The following is an 18,834-nucleotide window of genomic DNA, read 5'->3' as shown; positions in this document are numbered from 1 at the left end:
TGTAAAAAAACCTAGTACTATATGAAACGTTTATTCCTCCTTTGCTGGTTGCTGGCCTGTACCCTCAGCAACCAGGCTCAAACTGCACCAACCGATCGCATTCCGCTAGATCCCGCAGTACAGACCGGGAAGCTCAAAAACGGGCTAACCTACTACATCCGCAAAAACGCCAAACCTGAAAAAAAGGTCGAACTCCGTTTGGCCATCAATGCGGGTTCGCTCCAGGAAGATGACACCCAACGCGGTTTGGCCCACTTTTGTGAACACATGGCCTTCAACGGAACCAAAAATTTTCCCAAAAACGAATTGGTTGGTTTTTTGGAAAAAATGGGCATCCGTTTTGGTGCAGATTTGAATGCTTACACCTCCTTTGACGAAACAGTTTACATGTTGCCTGTACCTTTGGAAGATCCCGGTAACCTGGAAAAAGGCCTACAAGTGCTCGAAGACTGGGCCCACAATTGTACCTATGACCCTACTGAAATTGACAAAGAACGTGGCGTTGTACTGGAAGAATCCCGCCTGGGCAAAGGAGCTGGAGACCGGATGTTTACTCAATACCGCAACCAACTTTTTGCTGGTTCCAAGTACGCCAGTCGCCTGCCCATTGGCAAAGACGAAATCATCAAAAACGCCAAGGCTGAAACCATCAAACGCTTTTATACCACCTGGTATCGCCCCAATTTAATGGCGGTAATTGTGGTTGGAGATGTTGACCCGGCTGCCACACTGACTTTGATCAAAAAACATTTTGAGGCCATACCCAACCCTACAACCATCGTTCCTCGGGTTGCCACTCCAGTGCCTGCGCGGAGCAAAACCGAAGTTCGAGTGGTCAGCGACAAAGAAGCGACGAATTACAGTCTGCAAATTTATTATGACAACATTAAAAGCGCAGATGCCAATACCCTCGGCGCTTACCAACAATACATTCTGGGACGTTTGCTTACCAGCATGATGAGTGCGCGTTTCCGGGAAGCATCCCAAGGCGCCAATCCACCGTTTCTGGGTGCAGGAGCTTTTAATGGCGGGATGGCGCGGGGTTACAAAAGTTTCACGCTTTCTTGTGGTATTGGCAGAGTAGGTATTGATACTGCCCTGACGGCGGCATATGGGGTATTGGAACAAGCCCGCAAATATGGGTTTTTACCCGCCGAATTTGAACGTGCCAAAAAGAGCATGCTCAATTCAATGGAGAGTTTTGCCAAAGAAAAGGACAAAACCGAATCGGAAGACTACGTACAGGAATACATCAGCCATTTCCTGGAAAAAGAACCTTCCCCAGGTATTGAACTGGAGTTGAAATACCACCAGGAGTTTTTGCAAAAAGCAACGGTGCAGGACGTCAACAAACTATTCAGTGGCTTCAAAATGGATGGCCACAAGTTCATTTTGTTGACCGGACCAGAAAAAGGTACCCATACCTTGCCGACCGAGGCTCAGTTGTTGGCCATGTACACCAAAGCCAGCAAGCAAGTTGTCAAACCCTACGCAGAAAAAGTGCTCGCCAGTAGCCTGATGGCCACAGCGCCCAATGGTGGGAACATTGTCTATGAAAATCCCAATCCAGCCCTGGGCATTACTGAATTAACCCTGAGCAACGGTGTAAAAGTCACCTTAAAAACCACCGACTTTAAAAACGACGAAATCCAGTTTCGCTCGGCTCGCTTTGGGGGCATCAACAATTACCCGATTGAAGATTTGCGCAACGCTTCTCTAATCGCCGGGATTATTGGGGAGATGGGGCTAGCAAGTTTTACGCCAACCGACCTGCGCAAAATCAACGCCGGGAAAATCGCCAACGTTCGACCGGGGATTGGCAACCTGACCGCTGGTTTTTCGGGAAGTAGCAGTGTCAAAGACTTCGAGACCGCACTACAAATGGTATACCTGTATGCCACCGCTCCCCGGCGCGATGAGGCTCTTTTTGCTGGCTACAAAGCCAAACAAAAGTCGCAATGGGCTATGATGGGTTCCAACCCACAATTTGCCTTCATCGATACCATGAGCACCTGGATGTCGAACAACAGCCCCTGGCAATTGGGTCTCCCCAAGCCCGTGGATTATGATCAGGTCAACCTCGACCGGGCCATGGCCATTTACAAAGAAAGCCTCGGCGACGCCACGGGTCTACACTTCATTTTTGTAGGTAGCCTGGACGAAGCCAAGATGAAGCCCCTGATTGCCCAATACCTGGGGGCCTTACCCGTTAGTGGCAAAGAGCGTAACTGGAAAGACAATGGTTCGCGCAACATCACCGGGGTGCAGGAACTCAAGGTGTATCTCGGGGCGGACGCCAAAAGTCAGGTGCAAATCATCTGGCATGGCGAGTTAGCCTACTCGCCAGATTTGGACTTCCATGCCGATGCCTTGTCCGAAATCCTCAACATTCGGGTGATCGAAAAAATGCGGGAAGAAATGAGCGGCATTTATGGCGGCGGCTTCAATTGTTCGATCAACCAGCGGCCTTATGAGCATTTCAGTGCCTCCCTGTCCTTCCCCTGCGGCCCGGAAAACGTGGACAAACTCATCGCTGCGGCACTGGCAGAAATTGAACAAATCAAAACCAATGGCCCCAAAGAAGAAGACCTGGCCAAGATCAAAACGCAATGGACGGAGCAGCACCGGGAACAGGTCAAAAGCAACGCGTATTGGCTGAGCGAGTTGAACAACATCCAAATCTTCAAAGCCGATCCCCAACGGATGCTCAACTACGACAAACATCTGGAGGGACTTACAGTACAAGACATTCAAAACGTAGCCAAGATTATTTTTGGTGGGTCGAACCGGGCTACGGCGGTGTTGTATCCGGAGAAGAAGTGAATAGTGAAAAGTGAATAGTGAAAAGTGAAAAATTTGGAAGCACAGAAAAGTCTCCTAATTTTCCACTTTCCACTTTTCATTTTAACCGCTTGATTATTGTTTGTTTACATTTTTTATTAAAAAAACCTACCCAAAAACTTGGAAGAATCCTGTTTTTTTTTTTGATCTTACCTTCGCAAAATTACAACAGGTACTATTATGGTTTGTGGAAAAATGACCTATTCCATCTCGCAAGAGGTGTACTTCCATTCAGCTGTAGAAATTTTATTGCGTTCAAATTCTCATGTGGTACAACCATTTGATGCAATGCCAAACAGCACTGAGGCGTAATACCGAATCGTGTTTGGGATGAATCAGTTGGTATTGCCGACTCAAAAACTTGCTTTACAACCGTACAACAAGCTTCTAAACAGTCGTATAGGAACTTCCTGGCCTTTGCCCGAGGCTGGTTGGTGACCCTGTACGAACCTGGAATTGTTTTACCTCATGGCTGACTTGCGCAGTACTGGGGGTGGTAGAATATTGTGTCAATAACAAACCCTATTGGTATGAATAAGTCTTTTGCAACCTATTTCCTGTGCTTCTTCTTGTACACAATTTCTCTGTTTGGCCATTCAAGTGAATTGCCAAATCGGAATACTGAGGTAATACTGGATACTTTGCCGAGCCAGTACACGCCCAACTCGCTAAGCACAATACTGGTTAGTGAGCAGGTAAAACCACGTGTTTTGAACCAGAAAGAACTTAGGCAAGCTCAACGTTCATTAACTTGTGGAACAATAACCGATGGGGGCTCAATCCGGTTTTCTTCGCAAGCAGGGGATGTGATCTATGGCTGCGACGGATCATCTGGACTGACGCTTGGCGGTATTAGTTTGAAAGAACTGAGTGTCCCGAATGGTAGTATCGGAGCTACCCTGGTTTACGAATGGGAATCCTCACCCAATAACACAAGCTGGTCATCATTGGGGGCCCAAACCAAAGAATACACCCTGCCCAGTTTTTTTAGCAATACGATTTATTATCGCCGAAAAGTGCGCAATAGCAATTGTGCAGAGTGGCAAGTATCCAATGTGCTGAAAATTAGTATCCCCAAGTTTAAAACACAGGAAGGATCGTTAATCAACGTAAATCCAAACAGAGGGGGTTATGGTTTTGTATGTGATGCATCAGTGAATTGCAGCGCTATTATCAATATTCTTCCTGTTGAAGTATGGGGCGATCCAATCGATATTGAATACCGTTGGAAATCGTCTTTGAGTGCAGCCTACAAGTCCACAATTGCTGAGTTAGGTGCATTCTGTCCAAGCACAGTAGGGAGTAGTGTGACCATAACCCGTTGGGCAAGAGAACGAAACTCAGGATGTGGATATGGAGAGTCCGGGATCGACTTTACCTTTTATTACCCATATGACCCCACCCTAAACATTCAAGTGCTCAGCCAACCGCAGTGTTCGCAGAACAATGGATCAGTAAGCCTTAGCGATGGGAGCAGTAATGCAGCCTATTATAAACAATTCCATAAGTATCGAATCAAAAAAGACAATGGAACCTGGGTAGAGCAGTCAAGTGGCACTTTTTCTGGCTTGGCACCAGGAAATTATAGTGCAGAGTTGATTGCTGATTGTAAAACTGTAAGTGGTAGTTTTAGTTTAACAGCCCTCCAAGCCACCTACTCCCCGCCTTCCAGCGTGCCGTACTGCTCAGACGGATCCATCTCCCTGAACGTCAGCACCACCGGAGGCACCGCCCCCTACCAATACTACATTCACCGCCCTGGCGGAGGGGTATGGAGCGACAACGGCAACCTGACCCAACTGTACCCCTACGAAGGCGATCGTTACGACCTGATCATTCGGGACGCCAACGCATGTCAGTATACTTTCAGCTTTAACGTGCCCAAAACGAGTGCCCCGCAGATTGGAAACATCAACTCGACCGCCCCTACGGCCTGCAACAGTACCGATGGGAGCATTGAGGTCAGCGTCAATGCAGGGGTTAGCAACCAGGAATACAAACTCAATAACGGGGCCTGGAGCACCAATACCATATACGTAAACCTAGCTGCGGGCGACTACACCCTCAGCGTACGCAAGGTCGGGGACAACCAATGCCAGGAAAACCACCCTATAAAGTTGGCCAGTTCCTCCATCCACATTGATGGGGTAATCTTGGTGGCACCCACTGGCTGTGGCAACCAAAGTGGAAGCATCACGGCTATGGCCACCCTAAGGGGAAGCGGAACCTTACAATATGCCCTGCGGCCCTCTTCAAGTTCAGCCGCCCCAAGTTGGCAAGACGAAGGCCATTTTGGGTGCCTCAACACGGGTACTTACTTGCTGAGCATCAAAAGTTCGAGCAATTGCAGCAAGGATACCCTGATCAATCTGGTTGGCCCGATCAGCCCAAGTATCAGTGCTGTAGCCATTCCCGCCTCCACTTGTACCAGCAATGATGGACGGATTACCGTATCGGCACGCCCTGCGGGCTATTGGGAATACAGCATTGACGGGGTACATTATCAAACGGATTCTATCTTTCACAATCTCCCTGCCAACACATACCGCATCAAAGTCATCGGGCTGGACAGCACTTGTTTTGCCGAACGATTTGTGACCGTGAACAGCCTGACTACCTGCCAAACCCTGTGCAGTGGCGATTCGATCCAAATCGGTAACCCCATTTTTGGCCCCGCGCCTTTTTGTCTGCTCTGGGAGCCCAGTGTAGGTTTGGCCAACCCCACGGCAGCGGTGACCAAAGCCAGCCCCTGGCGTTCCACCCGCTACCTCCGTTACAGCATGGACAACAATGGCAACATCACCGATAGTTTGGTGGTGGATGTAAAGGTGAATGTGGCCCCCGATTTGGAATTGAGCCCCCGCCAACTCAATCTTTGTAGCGCTCAGGGGCAATCCTTACAGGCCCTGGAGGGTTTGTACAGCTACCAATGGTACCTGCCCAATGGGCAAGTTGTAGCGGGTGGGCACAGCTTTCAACCCAGCCAGGCTGGTGTTCATTTCCTGCGGGCTCGGGCGGATAGCCTGGCCTGTTGGGGGCTAGATAGTGCGGTGGTTACCAAACAAAAACTCACGCCAGCCTTGGCTTTTCAGGGCCTGGACAGTGTGCTGTGTGGAGACAGTTTGCGGTTGATCGCTCCCAATTATTACCATACCTACCGCTGGACTTTGGCCAATGGCCAATCCCAATTGGGCAGCGCGGAACTGACCGTGACCCAGCCCGGGGAGTATACCTTGATGGCTACTTATGCTGAAGGCTGTGTAGATACGGCCAGTGCCCAGATTATTCCACCGCCCTTTGGCATCAGCTTGGAGCAATCCCAGGATATTCTTGACATTGCCGACTACCATCCCACACCGAATTACTACTTGAGTCTCTCCGGCACGGGCCGCCAAAGCCTCGGCTTGAACAACCCCGAAGGCAAAACGGTCATCGTCAACATCGACAAAGGCTGTTATGACTGCGGAGCCGTGACCATCGAAGTGCGCGATACCCTGCTGCCCGATTCTACCCGCTGCCAAAAGACCGTGCGGCGAGCCTGGATTGCGCGGAATGAATGTGGAAGAAGGGCCGTGGCGGTGCAAACGCTCAGCATTGTGGATCAAAAACCACCACATTTCATCGACTTCCCCGTCGATTCCCTGATCGTAACGTGTGGATTGCCCCTGCCCGACGAAACCCCACGCGCTGCCGACAACGGTGGCCGTAAAGTTCAAGTCAACCTCCACAACGTAGAAAAAATAGCCCGGGGAGCATGCGATACCCTGCTGATCCGCCATTGGCGAGCCTTGGATTCTTGTGGCAATGACAGCATCCGCAAACAGTACCTACTGATCAAAGCCAGTCCCGAGGGGCTTTTGGGAGTGGGCAATCCCCATGCTTGTGGTACGCCTTACCAACAACCCCAATTGAATCAGGACTTGCGTCAAACCCTCCAGGCTGAGGACGTCATCTGGATGTATGGCTTCCCGGTCAAAATCTGGAATGTCACCGGTGGTGCGGGTACGTTCAGTGGCAATGGCTTGTTGACTTTGCCTTTCCAGGAACAGGCCGTCAAAGTAACTTTTGCTAACATCCAAGTCAACGAAGACGGCAAAGTGTTGGCAGGTTCCATGCAGGCGGTACGGGCACCCAATCAGGTCACTTACCGCTGTGCTGACCCCGAAGAAGTCGACTTTTGCCCCACCTATACTACCCGTAAAGACAGCATCGCGGCAATTGTGCGCCAGGAAGCCAATGGGTTTAAAAACTGCCTCTGGGATGGGGCCTCGCCAGTAGCAGGGCTGGAAATCGATAATCGCTTTGATCCCTACGGGTTCGACTGCAAAGGTATACACCGGAGGGGGGAAACCACCAATGAAATCGGCTGCACCCAATCCGAAATGAACGATTCCAAAAACGATAAATGTTATGGCAAAATTGAGCCCTGGGCTTGGCTGACCCCTAAAGACACCCTGGGGGTTATAACCGATGAAGGTGGCAAATTGGCTGAACAAATCAAAGACAGCCTCGGGTTGATTGTTACCGATATTTTGGCCGATTTGATCCTTGAATGGGAAGCCGAGCACCGCATTCAACAGATAAAATGTGCGGGCATTCGCACCGAAACCCGCAATGCTTTTGCCGTCCTGGGCCTACCCGATTCCAGTTATGTCTTCGGCAGCGAAGGGCAGTACGTCAAAGAAGGCATGTGGCGGCAATTCGCTGGTGCTCCCTCGGTACTAAGCCTGAATGTAAGCCGGGAGGATGGAATGGAAACCTTAGAGAAAAAGCACGTTGAACTCTATCCTTGCGACAAAAAACAGGAGGAACTTAAAACGCACCTCACCGAGGCGGGTGGTTTACAAAACGAAGAAGCCAAGGGCAAACTCATTCAATGGTTGACCGATATGATTCGCCGCCTGCCCAAAGATTCGGTAGTGGCTTTTCAACAAAACCGCGAACTTTTTAAAGCCTGGATAAAAAGACAAATTGCTGCCCGCGCCACGCAAAATGCCCAGGCTGCTTTTACGAGTACAGATTCTCCCGGGAGTACCTCGGGTGGGTTTCACCAACTGCCAGCCCCTTCTCGTGGTGCTATGCGTGAGGAGAAAGAAAATATTGACGCTGCAATAGCGGAGTGGCAACAAAGCCTTCGGGCCCAGGCCAAGGCGCGTCAGGTACGCATTAATCAGGCACTGGTCAGCGGCGAGGAATTCATCGAAGGAACCCACCGGGCCTTTTATTTGCAGGACATTGCACGTCAAAAATCGGCCAGCTTTTTTCCACCAGATGGCAATGCCAAAGATACTGGCGCGGTATTGTTGCCGATTGCCATCACCAAACCAGTAGGAGGACGGAATTACACCATTTTACTCGACAACATCAGCATCAATGCAAACACTGGTGGGACGCTAAATGCGTACCTGATCTTACCCGCACCAAGTGGAGTTGGTAAAGATTCAGTGGTTTTTCAGGCGCTAAATATACCCTTTACTCCTGGTGGCGCGGACTACAACAACGCCAAACTGACCCTCAAATGTGAAGCACCCATGCGTTTGAGCGACATCGCTCAGCTCAAACTTCTGGCCGGAAACCAAACCTACATCGAATGGGATTGTAATGGTTTTTCCAAGCTCAATTTGGCGGCAGAAATCGAGTTTTGTCGCAACGTACTGGTGCCTTATGATGGTGAAAGCCTTCAACCTGCGCCAGATTCGGTTCGACTTAAGGCAACTTTATCCACATACATCACTGCTTGGGATGACTTCACCATGGGCGTGAACTTTTCCCATCCCTTTGGCTTAAGTGAAGAGGGTGGCTTCTTGTTCCGGGTCAACGACGCCTACATTGACATGAGTAGTACCAAAACTCCTGCTGATTTAAACTTCCCGGAAAACTATCCCTTTGCCAGTGCTGGCGACCGCAACCTTTGGAAAGGTTTTTACATGAAGCAATTTTCCATTTATCTCCCCCAGGAACTGGACGAGTCCCGTGCACCACGGGGGATTTCTTTGACCGACATGATTATCGATGATGCCGGGGTAAGTGTTGTGGCCTCGATACCTGGCCCCGTAGTTCCGCTACAAGACGGCAACCTGGACGGTTGGGCCTTCTCCATCGACTCAGTGCTGATCAAAGTATTGAGGAACAAATTTTCGGGAGCTGGCTTTGGTGGATTGGTCAATATCCCCATTCTGAGTAGTGCCACAGGGGGCGCGATCAGCCCCGAAGACTGTGTACGGTATACCGCAATGATCGAAGACCAGGGGCGCTATACCTTCAGTGTACAACCTGCAACGAGCAAAAAAATCGGCATGTGGTTTGCTGATGTCAATATTGAAAAGAGCTCCAAGATATCGGTAACCTATGCCAATCGGCGTTTTGAGGCCAAAGCCGTACTCAATGGTATCATCAAAGTAAATGCAGAGCAGAGTGCCAAAATAAAAATTCCAGAGCTACGCTTTCAGGGGCTTACGGTGTCCAATACCGCCCCGTATTTTGACCCTGGAACCTGGAGTCGGCCTACCAGCTCGGCAGGGGTGAAAGCGGACTTCGATGGTTTTAGCTTCGGGGTAGATAGTGTAAATGTTGAAGGTGGTGCCAAACCAGGCTTAGGATTTAGAGTTCGTTTGAGCATTGGACCTGATAATGGGGGCTTCGCCGTCGAGGGTGGCTTCAAAATGAAAGGCCGCCTGGATGTGAGTACAGGTCGACAACGCTGGCTACCGGATGGCCTGGAAGTAAAGCGCTTTAGTGTCAAAGGGGCGATTAAAAAGTTTATCTCTGTTGATGGATTTGTAGAACATTTTACGAATAATGGAAAATTTGGCAATGGTTTTTGGGGTGGCCTAGATGCAAAAATGGAGTTCGAATTGTTAAAAGGAACTCGACTCCAGGCCGTAGCATTGTTTGGCACCACCAACACCCCCGACAGTACCAAATACTTTATGGTAGATGTAATGGGCCTACTTCCCGACGCTTCTCCGGGCTTCATCAAAGGTTTTGGGGGCGGGGTATGGAACCGAATGTCGGCCCGAGATACTTCTATTGTATTGAGCGCATTTGATGGCGATGTAACGACCTTTCCCATTGGGCAATCATTGTCTGGGCTGAAATATGAACCTGATGTTTCGGCTGGTCTGGGCTTAAAAGCGGCCATGTTGCTCTCCCTGTCTGAGGGCAAATTTAAGGCGTTGGTTTCGCTCAATGCTCAATTTAACAGCGGAGGAGGCCTGGATGAACTGTCTTTAAATGGCGTAGGAACCATGCTGAAAAAAACTACGCTTGACGGAAATGTTGACACCACCGATGCGGCAATTCGAGCGGGGGTTAGACTCAAATACAGCTTTTCAGAAAAGGCATTTGACGGCCATTTGAACGTCAGTATAACGGTACCCAATGCGCTAACTGGCGGTGGCGAAGCCAAAATTCACTTCAGCGACAAAAAATGGTTCATCCATGTAGGTACACCCCAAAACCCCGTTCGTGCCAACTTCCAAATCCCCCTGGTTGGCAATATTGGTGCAGCCCGACTGTACCTGGATATGGGCTCTGAATTGCCACCTCCGGCTGCCCTTCCTTCGTATTTCCGAGACATGGGGATTGCTTCCGCCATCATGGATAGCCGTTCCGGCAGTGGTGGCGGCGGTGGAGTGATGTTTGGGGTAGGACTTGATCTCAAAGCCAATTTTGACAAACTCAAACCCCTCTATGCCAGCATGAACATCAATCTGGGGGCCGATTTGGCCCTGATTGACTATGGCAACGCCATTTGTTCTACTACTGGCCAGCCGATTGGCATCAATGGTTGGTACGCCACCGGGCAAGTGTATGCCTACCTGCGCGCTTCCGTAGGTTTGAAATTCAAGAACAAACAATTCCCAATCGCGGAATTAGCGGTAGGTGCGGCCTTACAAGGCAAATTGCCCAATCCTACCTTTGCCCGTGGCGCAGTAGGTGGTAGTTATCGGATTTTGGGCGGTTTGGTCAAAGGGAAATTCAACCTACAGTTTACCCTGGGCCAGGATTGTGGCGAGCTAGAAGATGGTGATGGTACGGAGCAATCCCTAGAGCAAAATTACCAGATCATCGCGGCTTTGCGTCCCGACGAAGGCGCGGTAGGCGTGGTAACTACCTCGGTACCCGCCGCTGACTTCCGCTTTCCTATCAATAGTACCCTGGAAAGTTTCGACGACAATGGCAATCCTATCAGTTATTTGGTAGAACTGGATGGTACACCCCAGTTGATCGAAACTGTCACCCAGGCAGCAGTGCCCGCGCGGACCATCCTGAGTGCCGACGGCCGTAGCCTGAAGTTTCAACCTTACGATGCCTTGAAAGACAGTACCCGCTTCAGCTTCATCGTCAAGGTGAAATACTCCAAAAATGGCACTGTAATTGGCAGCCAGGAAAAACAAGTGAGCTTTACGACCGGGGCTGCGGCAGTCAACATTAGCGCGGTCAACATCAGTGCCAGTTACCCGATTAGTGGGATGCAGCATTTTTATCCGGGAGAATACGCTAGTGAAGAAGAGTTCATTGAACTCAGCCAAGGGCAAGCTGATTTGTTCAAAGGCAGCAATGCACCCAAGGCTATTCTACTGGGCGCTACTGGTGGTGAACTCTGGCAAGGTGCCGTACAATACAACCTGGCCAGCAGACGCCTCAGCTTTAACTTTCCCAACGAAATCCTGCGTCCCGGGCAGTGTTACACCCTCGAAATTCGTCGCCTGTCGCAACCCGAAACCCGCGCCAACGACAACAACGGCGGCACCAGTTTGCCACCGGGCTTGTTGACTACGCTCAATTTCTGCACCAGCAACTACCAAACCTTGCGTGAAAAAGCTACAGCTTTTTTACAAGGAGCTACCCGTACAGTCGTGGGCAATCAAATTGTCTTGACGGGCAGCACCGAGGAATTTGATGAACTGGAAACAGGTGCTGCTGGCGGCACAGGTTTTGTGAGCCTGGAAACCAGTTTGTACAACAACCAGTGGTACCAAACCCAAAAGGAGCTGCTCTACAAAGCGTATCGCTCCAAGTGGGGCGATGGTGCCTTTCAGTTTGTTCCCCTGGCGCGCAATGGGGCGGCACCGGATCAGGCACTTGCCTGGGAAGGAGGTAAAGTACTCAATTTTAATGTCTTGGTGGAATTACTGGCTGATTTTCAAGACTTCCGCAATCAGGTACGCGATTATGATGCGGAACTGCGCAGCAAATGCAGCGCAGGGCAAGCGATTGGCTATGCTTCCGCCAGCCCTTGTAGCAACTGCTGCGTACTACCCGAATTTTTACCCGCTTTGTTGGAGCTGAACGCCCCCACACCACCAGCTGGTACGTACCCCGTACGCTTGAGCTACAGTATACCGGGTATGGCCGCAGGCAGCAGCACAACCTTGAGTGTGAATTACGGTACAATCAACCCAGAATTGTGGAACAAAGGGCTGAAATGAGGGGAGGAGTGGAAGAGTGGAAAAGTTGAAGGGTTGAAAAGAAGGCTGCCGCAGCAGCTTTGACAAGGATTCTGTCTAAGTCACTGCGGCAGCCTTCACTTCAACTCTTTAACCCTTCAACTTTTTAACTAAATAAACGCGCAATAAAATTCTACATACAGCCTGAAGCGCCGCAAAAGAGCGGCGCACAGGGCCTTTTTTGAAGCTGAGACAATATGGTGTTTCAGCTTCAGTAACATTCTTGCATTAATTTTTGTAAAGCCCCAAAGTTTTACTTAAAACTACATTGTATGAAAAGGATATTTTTTCTTTCAATTCTTTTCTTTGGTTTGTTAAGTTCTAGTGTGAAGTCAACTAGATTTAGAACCAACCCGAATTCAATTAGCATGTTTACAACGAGTTTTAAACATGTTGAGCTTAAAAAATGGGCGGATGCGAATCCCAATTTGTTTCAAAATGGTCTTGTTCGAGAAGATTACGTTAGAATTTTCTCGAGCGCCGAGTACAATAAAGTAACAAGCATCGCCAACCAAATAGCAGATGACCATGGCTTTTTGGTACTGGAATTCCAATTTCCTATCATCTATCAATCCTTGAACAATGGTAGAGGTGTTGCTCAAGAAATCATCCAAAGGACCATCAATCAACAATTAAACTACCAGGGGCGCTGGATCGTATTGTGTGGATACCTCAACAACAGAAATTTATTGGATTTTGATGTAATGGTTAGGTGGGAGGATGGCAATGGCAATGTGTCAGGAGTTGATCAAATGCCAGCTACCCGAAGGATTGCTGCTGAAGCATTTGCTGAAGATCACTTGAATAATAACCTACAAAATGATCCGTACAGTTTGCCGGATCGAGAATATTATGTTTTGTCTGGGGTGTTTGATTACTTCACACCAGTTTCACCTGCAGATTATACTACTGATTTAATCGATATGAATACGGGGGAAGTCCTTGGATATATAAAAGATGGAAAACATCGAATAGTTATTATTAAAAAGAATGAATATGAACAGCTGCTTGGCAATTTGAAAACCGAAGAGGCCAAATCGCAGGCTGTAACGACATTGCTTAGTGATGGTACAAAGGCATATCTTGCACAAGTTAAAAAGGATGTATGGGTTTTAGCAAGTACAGGATTTGCAGAGTTTGATGGGACTCAAAACCAAACATCCACAAAAATTGGAGACCCAGAATCTAGAAAAGACGAGACTTTAACTACACAACTTAACTATGCAAGAGCAATAGCTATGGCCTCTGTGCTGAACAGAAGAGATGCAGTCTTCAAATATTATTATAAGTTGGATGATAAGGGTGAATTAATTAGCAATAGTGGGTGGCCTTGCAAGGAAATTAATGGCACTATAAAATGTTTTGATGGAAATAATAACGAAGTAGTTCCTACTGAATTTAATTATAACAAGCCATATAACGGAGGAAGTAGAGATATACAATCGATCGTTTCCATTCGGAACGGATATGAAGCAGTAATGAATAATAAGCCTTCATATGCTGATCCAATGGCATATGTATTGAATGTCTCATATGGTAGATCGGATTGCAAAAATTCAAATGGAGGATATTCTTCTTATTGTTATAGAAATAATAAAGACCAGTTAGTGAGCTGTGTTGCAACTGCTTACCGTTTTTTCTATAATATGGGAGATAGTAGGAATAAAGATGTTTTATTGTATAATTCTATTCCTTGCCAAAAGGTTAGTGATATTCGGTCGCCTTCATCTCAGTATAAAAAATGGAGCGGACGTGTTTCGGGATGCCCTTTAGGTTCGTACGGGTGTGAATATTCGTTCATGTGTGATGTTTCTAATGGATGGAAAGATGGTAATATGGATATATTTGACCTGACTAACGAAACTGGGGGGCTTATCACGCTTTGTATGAAACATCGAATAAGCGACGAAATTGGAAAAATTAAAGAACAAAAAGCGAGGCCAAGATATGAAGATTTACATTAGTTTGTCAGTCCTAGTTTTTTGCCTATTCAGTTGTGAAATTAGGCAAAAACAGTTGGAGGGTAACATAAACCTGCAAGAGATTCGCGATTCTTTCATTGTGAAAGACGCAGTAGTAGTTGATACTTCGCTTGTAAGTGCCCAAGATAGAATGAAGAAATTCTTTGATAAAGTTAATGCTTTAACTAGTGGTTTTTTTGATCGAAAATATAATTATATTGAAATTTGTTTTAGCCCATCTATTATATATTCGGCACTCCCAAGTACTGACACAACAGTGATAAATCAATGCTTAGAGCATCAAAAGCCAGCATCTAAGGAATTTTGCGCATTTATTACTCATGTAATTCTCTTTCAAGACTATGGTAATGGAAATTTTTATACAATAGTTAGAGATCACTCAAAGCAAGGAAGCTTAGTTAGCATCTATTACAATAGTGCACTGAAAAAATTCCATATTACCTCGGATTTAGGTTTGTTATATTGGAAACCAGCACTTGATGGGCCCAATAAATATTCTAACATTCTTTTATTTAGGGTGAAATCAAAAGAGTTTTATTTATATGCGGCAGAATTGCATGGTTTTCCAATAACCCCTGTGCCTGAAAATTTAAAATATTTAACCGTTGAATTTCAGATGATTACAAATCAAGGCGAAGCTGTTTATTTTGATGGGATTGCAGATGTACTATTGCAAATGTACGCCGTTAGATCAGGAGTAACTTTCCAAAAACTTTTGATTAATGGTAAGAAATGCGACGAGGTTCTTCGAAATATTATTAAAGGAACCAAAATAAGTTTAGTACCGAAGTCAAAAGCAATCACCATCAATTTTCCCATCCACAACGATACCGTTCGATATTATCTGGATGAACAAAAATTTCAATTTATTAAAATGTTGGACAAATGATCATGGAAGCACAATTAAATTGGAGGTTTTCATTCCCCAAAACGAAAATGAAAAAAAAATGACTACGCCTAAGCCTTTAGCCCTGCCATACTTTATTGGCAAAATGGCATTGGTATTGAGCACCTTTCTGCTGCTCACTAGCGCAACCATGTTGGTACAAGCCCCCCAACCTAGGGTGCCTTTTCCTGATTTCCAAAACTTACCCCTTCCGGTCTCGGACTTTGTAGAGCGCTACGACGCCTTGATGATCAATGACCCCACCGCTGTTTTTTTGGACGCGGAGGCAGAATACCTGGCCGGAATCGTGCAGCGGGTATTGGGTTATACGGGTGTTTTTAAAACTTATGAATTTCGCATGTATGGCCCCAGTCTCATCGCCAATGGTGAAATCGCCTTTGAAACTGCGGCAGGGTCTTTTGCTGGGAAAATAGAAAACGGAGGTGTGGTTGCTGTAAGAGGCAAAGGAGGGCAGCCGGAATTGCGCAAGGTAACCCAAAATGAGTACTATCTGATGATCGCCATGCAAGCCCAGGGTGGCAATGCGGTGAAGTTTAAAGTGGTACTCAAACTGCCGAAGAAGGCTGGCGTGAGTGATGCGGAGCATGCGACGATGGAGGGGGCACTGGGGCGAATAGGGGAGGCAGAACTCCTTTCTCAATGGAATAAGCGTACGGTTTTGGATGAAGCGGGTATTGCAGAAGCAAAGGGCACCCGTAAGATCGCCGATATGCTGGAAAAATGGACGCCTGGGCAACCAATTGGCAGTGACCAAATGCAGCAAATTTTATCGACTGATGGTTTTTTTAGCCAAAAAGTGCCTTGTTCTAACTTTAGCTTAGATAATACTCAAGCACCCGGGAAAAGTGGCAATGTAGAGTATTACTCCCATGTAACTGTCTATGATGATGAGGCTAATACTGTACCTGCATTTGGTGCCTCCAGCGGGATTGCACTTCACTCTTTTTTGCTAAGTAATGGATTCAATACGGAATTGCAAAAATTGGCCTCTTTTCCGGTTCATTTCATCATTACCTCGGATAAAGATTTTCAGAATGAAAATTGGAATAATGCGAAGCGCTCCTTTGAAGACAAAAGTAAAAAAGTAGCGGTTTGGATTCATTACTCAGAGGGGGATTGTGCCACCAATCTTCGCTCTGCTGGAGATGGATCAGCCAATCTGTCCATAAAAATCAATTCAAACTTAAGTGAAGCGGATATTAATGGAATTGGAAGCATCGACAACCAGAATGACGCCTGGTCATTTTTGAAAGAATGGAGAGCCAAAACCGCTTGGCTGGAAGGTCACGACTCTAACGACCTTGTCGAATTATTTGCCTTTGGGGTCGTGTGTGGAATGATGGATCAAGCTTTAGATCGGCTAGCTGAATTGGTGAGTTTTGTAACTGAATCTGTGAGTTGGCTCGAAAGCCTGGGCAATGAAATTAAAATAGCGGGCAGCAAATTGACTGTATGGATTTTAAATGCGGTCAAACAAGGTATGGAATTGAAATACGTATTTGGGCCTCTGGGGTTAACCATTGATGAATTTGCGCGTAGAAACCCGGAGTCCATCAACCTTATGATCACTGAGTTTTCGGAGTATATTGTTGAACTTGAAGCAATGCAAGGAGAGTTTAGACAACAAATAGAAGACCTCAAAAAGTTGTTTCAACTGTCAACGATTAAAGCTTTTGTAGATGGATTTATTACTGAAATTGTCAAGTGGCTTGGGGATATTAAACGTATTTTTACCAATCCAACTCATACGGATATTAAAAACCTGGGCTATAGCACAGGAAAGGAATTAATGGACTTTGTGATATCCTGGCTTACTGGAGGTGCTGGCAAACTCTTGACAAATACATTTAGCCAAATCAACAAGTCTTTTAAATCTGCTAACAACATGGTCGATTTTAACTTTAGAGGTGGGAGTCGTGCAGTGGGTGACCCTGATGGCATACGTACACGGGAGCGATCCTACGCGGCCAAACTTGGCTGCTTCATCTCCGGCACCCTCGTCCTCACCACCCTCGGCGCCCAACCCATCGAAGCCCTCAACCCCGCTACCCCTATCCCAGTTTACCAAGCTGCCAGTACCCCCACCAGCTACGACCCCAGCACCACCACCGAGTTCGGCATCCAAGCCCTCAATGCCGAGCACACCCTACCCGGCGATGTGCAGGACATCGACCGCGAAGAAATCACCCCCGCCACCTGGCGCTGGCTGCACCTGAGCTATACCAAACCCGATGGCACCGCCGCCCAAGTCTACCTACGCCGCCCCCTGTGGTGGATGCAGCAGCACGGTGCCCGCGCTCCCGGTGACCACATCACCCTGCTCATGCCCGAAATGGGCATCGTAGGCCGGGCCCAGCTCGAAGCCATCCTGCCCAATACCCTCGATACCCACTCCTGGGACTACCGTGCCCAGGGCGACTACGCCCACTACCCCCTCACTGGCTTTTTTGCCCACGAGAGCGCCGAGGTCTGGGATTTGTACTTCTCCTCCTCCAAACAACCCGTGGGTGCTACCTACAATCACCCCTTTTATTCCACCGACCGCGGCCAGTACATCTACGCAGGCGAACTAGCGCTAGGCGAACGAATCCTGACCCAGTCGGGCGATACCGTACAGTTTTTGCTCAAGCGGCCACATGCTGACCTAAGTACCAGGGTGTACAATCTGGAGGTATGGCGGGCACACAATTTCCTGGTGACGGAGAAAGGGATGGTTGTGCATAATAATGGGTGTATGGTGGAGGTGATGGGGGATGACCCGATTACGTGCCTTTTGGAAATACTTAAAAAGAAATTAAAAGACCCTAAATTGGAGGCGGCCTTAGAAGCGGATTTAAAAGCTACTGGGAAAGAGTTTCGTGATGAATTGAGTAGCAAACCTGAAATGTTGCAAGCTTGGGAAGCATTAAACAACAAAAATGATCCCAACACCGTAGGTATTCGCCAGAATGTAGATAACCTGAAGAAACTGGATGACTTCAAAACTAGTTCAAATAAGAGTCTCGCAGAACTTCAAGCTGAATACGAAAAACTACCTAATGCCGAAAAACAGGCTTGGCTGGATCATTTGGAGTATAGAAGTGTAAATGGGAGAGTGGCGAAGGCGGGAGGGAATGCAAGTGTTTATCGAAACATGAGCGATTTGTCAAATATTCCTGCTAGATACCAAAACCATAGTGAGTTTTCGAAGTTGAGCAAAGATCCAGACACTGGTAAATCAAATGTCTATAGAGAAGCCATGACTGGTATAGAAGCAGAGCGCCAAGGGTTATTGAAAAGTCCAATAAAGAGGGGGCCTAGAGGGATTGAATTTTTTGATGCTAATGGTGATCCTTGGGATGCCAAAACCCCTGTAGGTGGTACTTTTTTCAAAGTTGCAACATCTGATAAAAAAGGGATAGGGGACTCAATTGTAAAAGAACTTACAGAGCCCAAGAGACTTGATATTTACGGAGATGGAAATTTAATTGATTTTCCAGGAGGGCAGTATATAAATGAAAACACGAAAGCTATCGTTTTTAAGAGAATATTGCTTGATGTGTCATATATTGATGATCAAGAATTAGCAGCACTGAGGAACTGGTTGAAAAATGATAGTGGGTTGAGTTCTGATGAATTATCTAGAATTGTGGAAATCAACATAAACCTTTAA

The 18,834-nt window shown here is 47.4% G+C and carries 5 protein-coding genes; all 5 read left to right on the top strand.

All coding sequences use genetic code 11. From position 1 onward, the window contains the following. Window positions 1-21: 21 nt before the first annotated feature. The 5 genes from ACEW9O_RS03255 (at window position 22) to ACEW9O_RS03235 (ending at window position 18,834) form a co-directional block, all read left to right on the top strand. Window positions 22-2,823, top strand: a complete 2,802-nt coding sequence (locus ACEW9O_RS03255; RefSeq protein ID WP_373548688.1) for a M16 family metallopeptidase — start codon at window positions 22-24, stop codon at window positions 2,821-2,823. Between the two features lie 548 nt (window positions 2,824-3,371). Next, on the top strand, window positions 3,372-12,275 hold the full coding sequence (locus ACEW9O_RS03250) for a hypothetical protein (protein WP_373548687.1): 8,904 nt from the start codon (window positions 3,372-3,374) through the stop codon (window positions 12,273-12,275). A gap of 290 nt (window positions 12,276-12,565) precedes the next feature. Next, the gene (locus tag ACEW9O_RS03245; protein WP_373548686.1) at window positions 12,566-14,257 is read left to right on the top strand and encodes a hypothetical protein; all 1,692 of its coding nucleotides are present in this window, start codon (window positions 12,566-12,568) and stop codon (window positions 14,255-14,257) included. Then, window positions 14,241-15,164 (top strand): hypothetical protein, encoded by a 924-nt coding sequence (locus ACEW9O_RS03240; protein WP_373548685.1) that lies wholly within the window; start codon window positions 14,241-14,243, stop codon window positions 15,162-15,164. Before ACEW9O_RS03245 ends, ACEW9O_RS03240 begins: the two co-directional genes overlap by 17 nt. 58 nt (window positions 15,165-15,222) lie before the next feature. Next, window positions 15,223-18,834, top strand: coding sequence for a polymorphic toxin-type HINT domain-containing protein (locus ACEW9O_RS03235; RefSeq protein ID WP_373548684.1), 3,612 nt, complete (start codon window positions 15,223-15,225; stop codon window positions 18,832-18,834).

Origin of the sequence: Haliscomenobacter sp. (genome assembly GCF_041740695.1) — a bacterium.
GTDB lineage: Bacteria > Bacteroidota > Bacteroidia > Chitinophagales > Saprospiraceae > Haliscomenobacter.
Note: the sequence above shows the minus strand (reverse complement) of the source record. Positions and strands in the feature narration are given on the sequence as shown.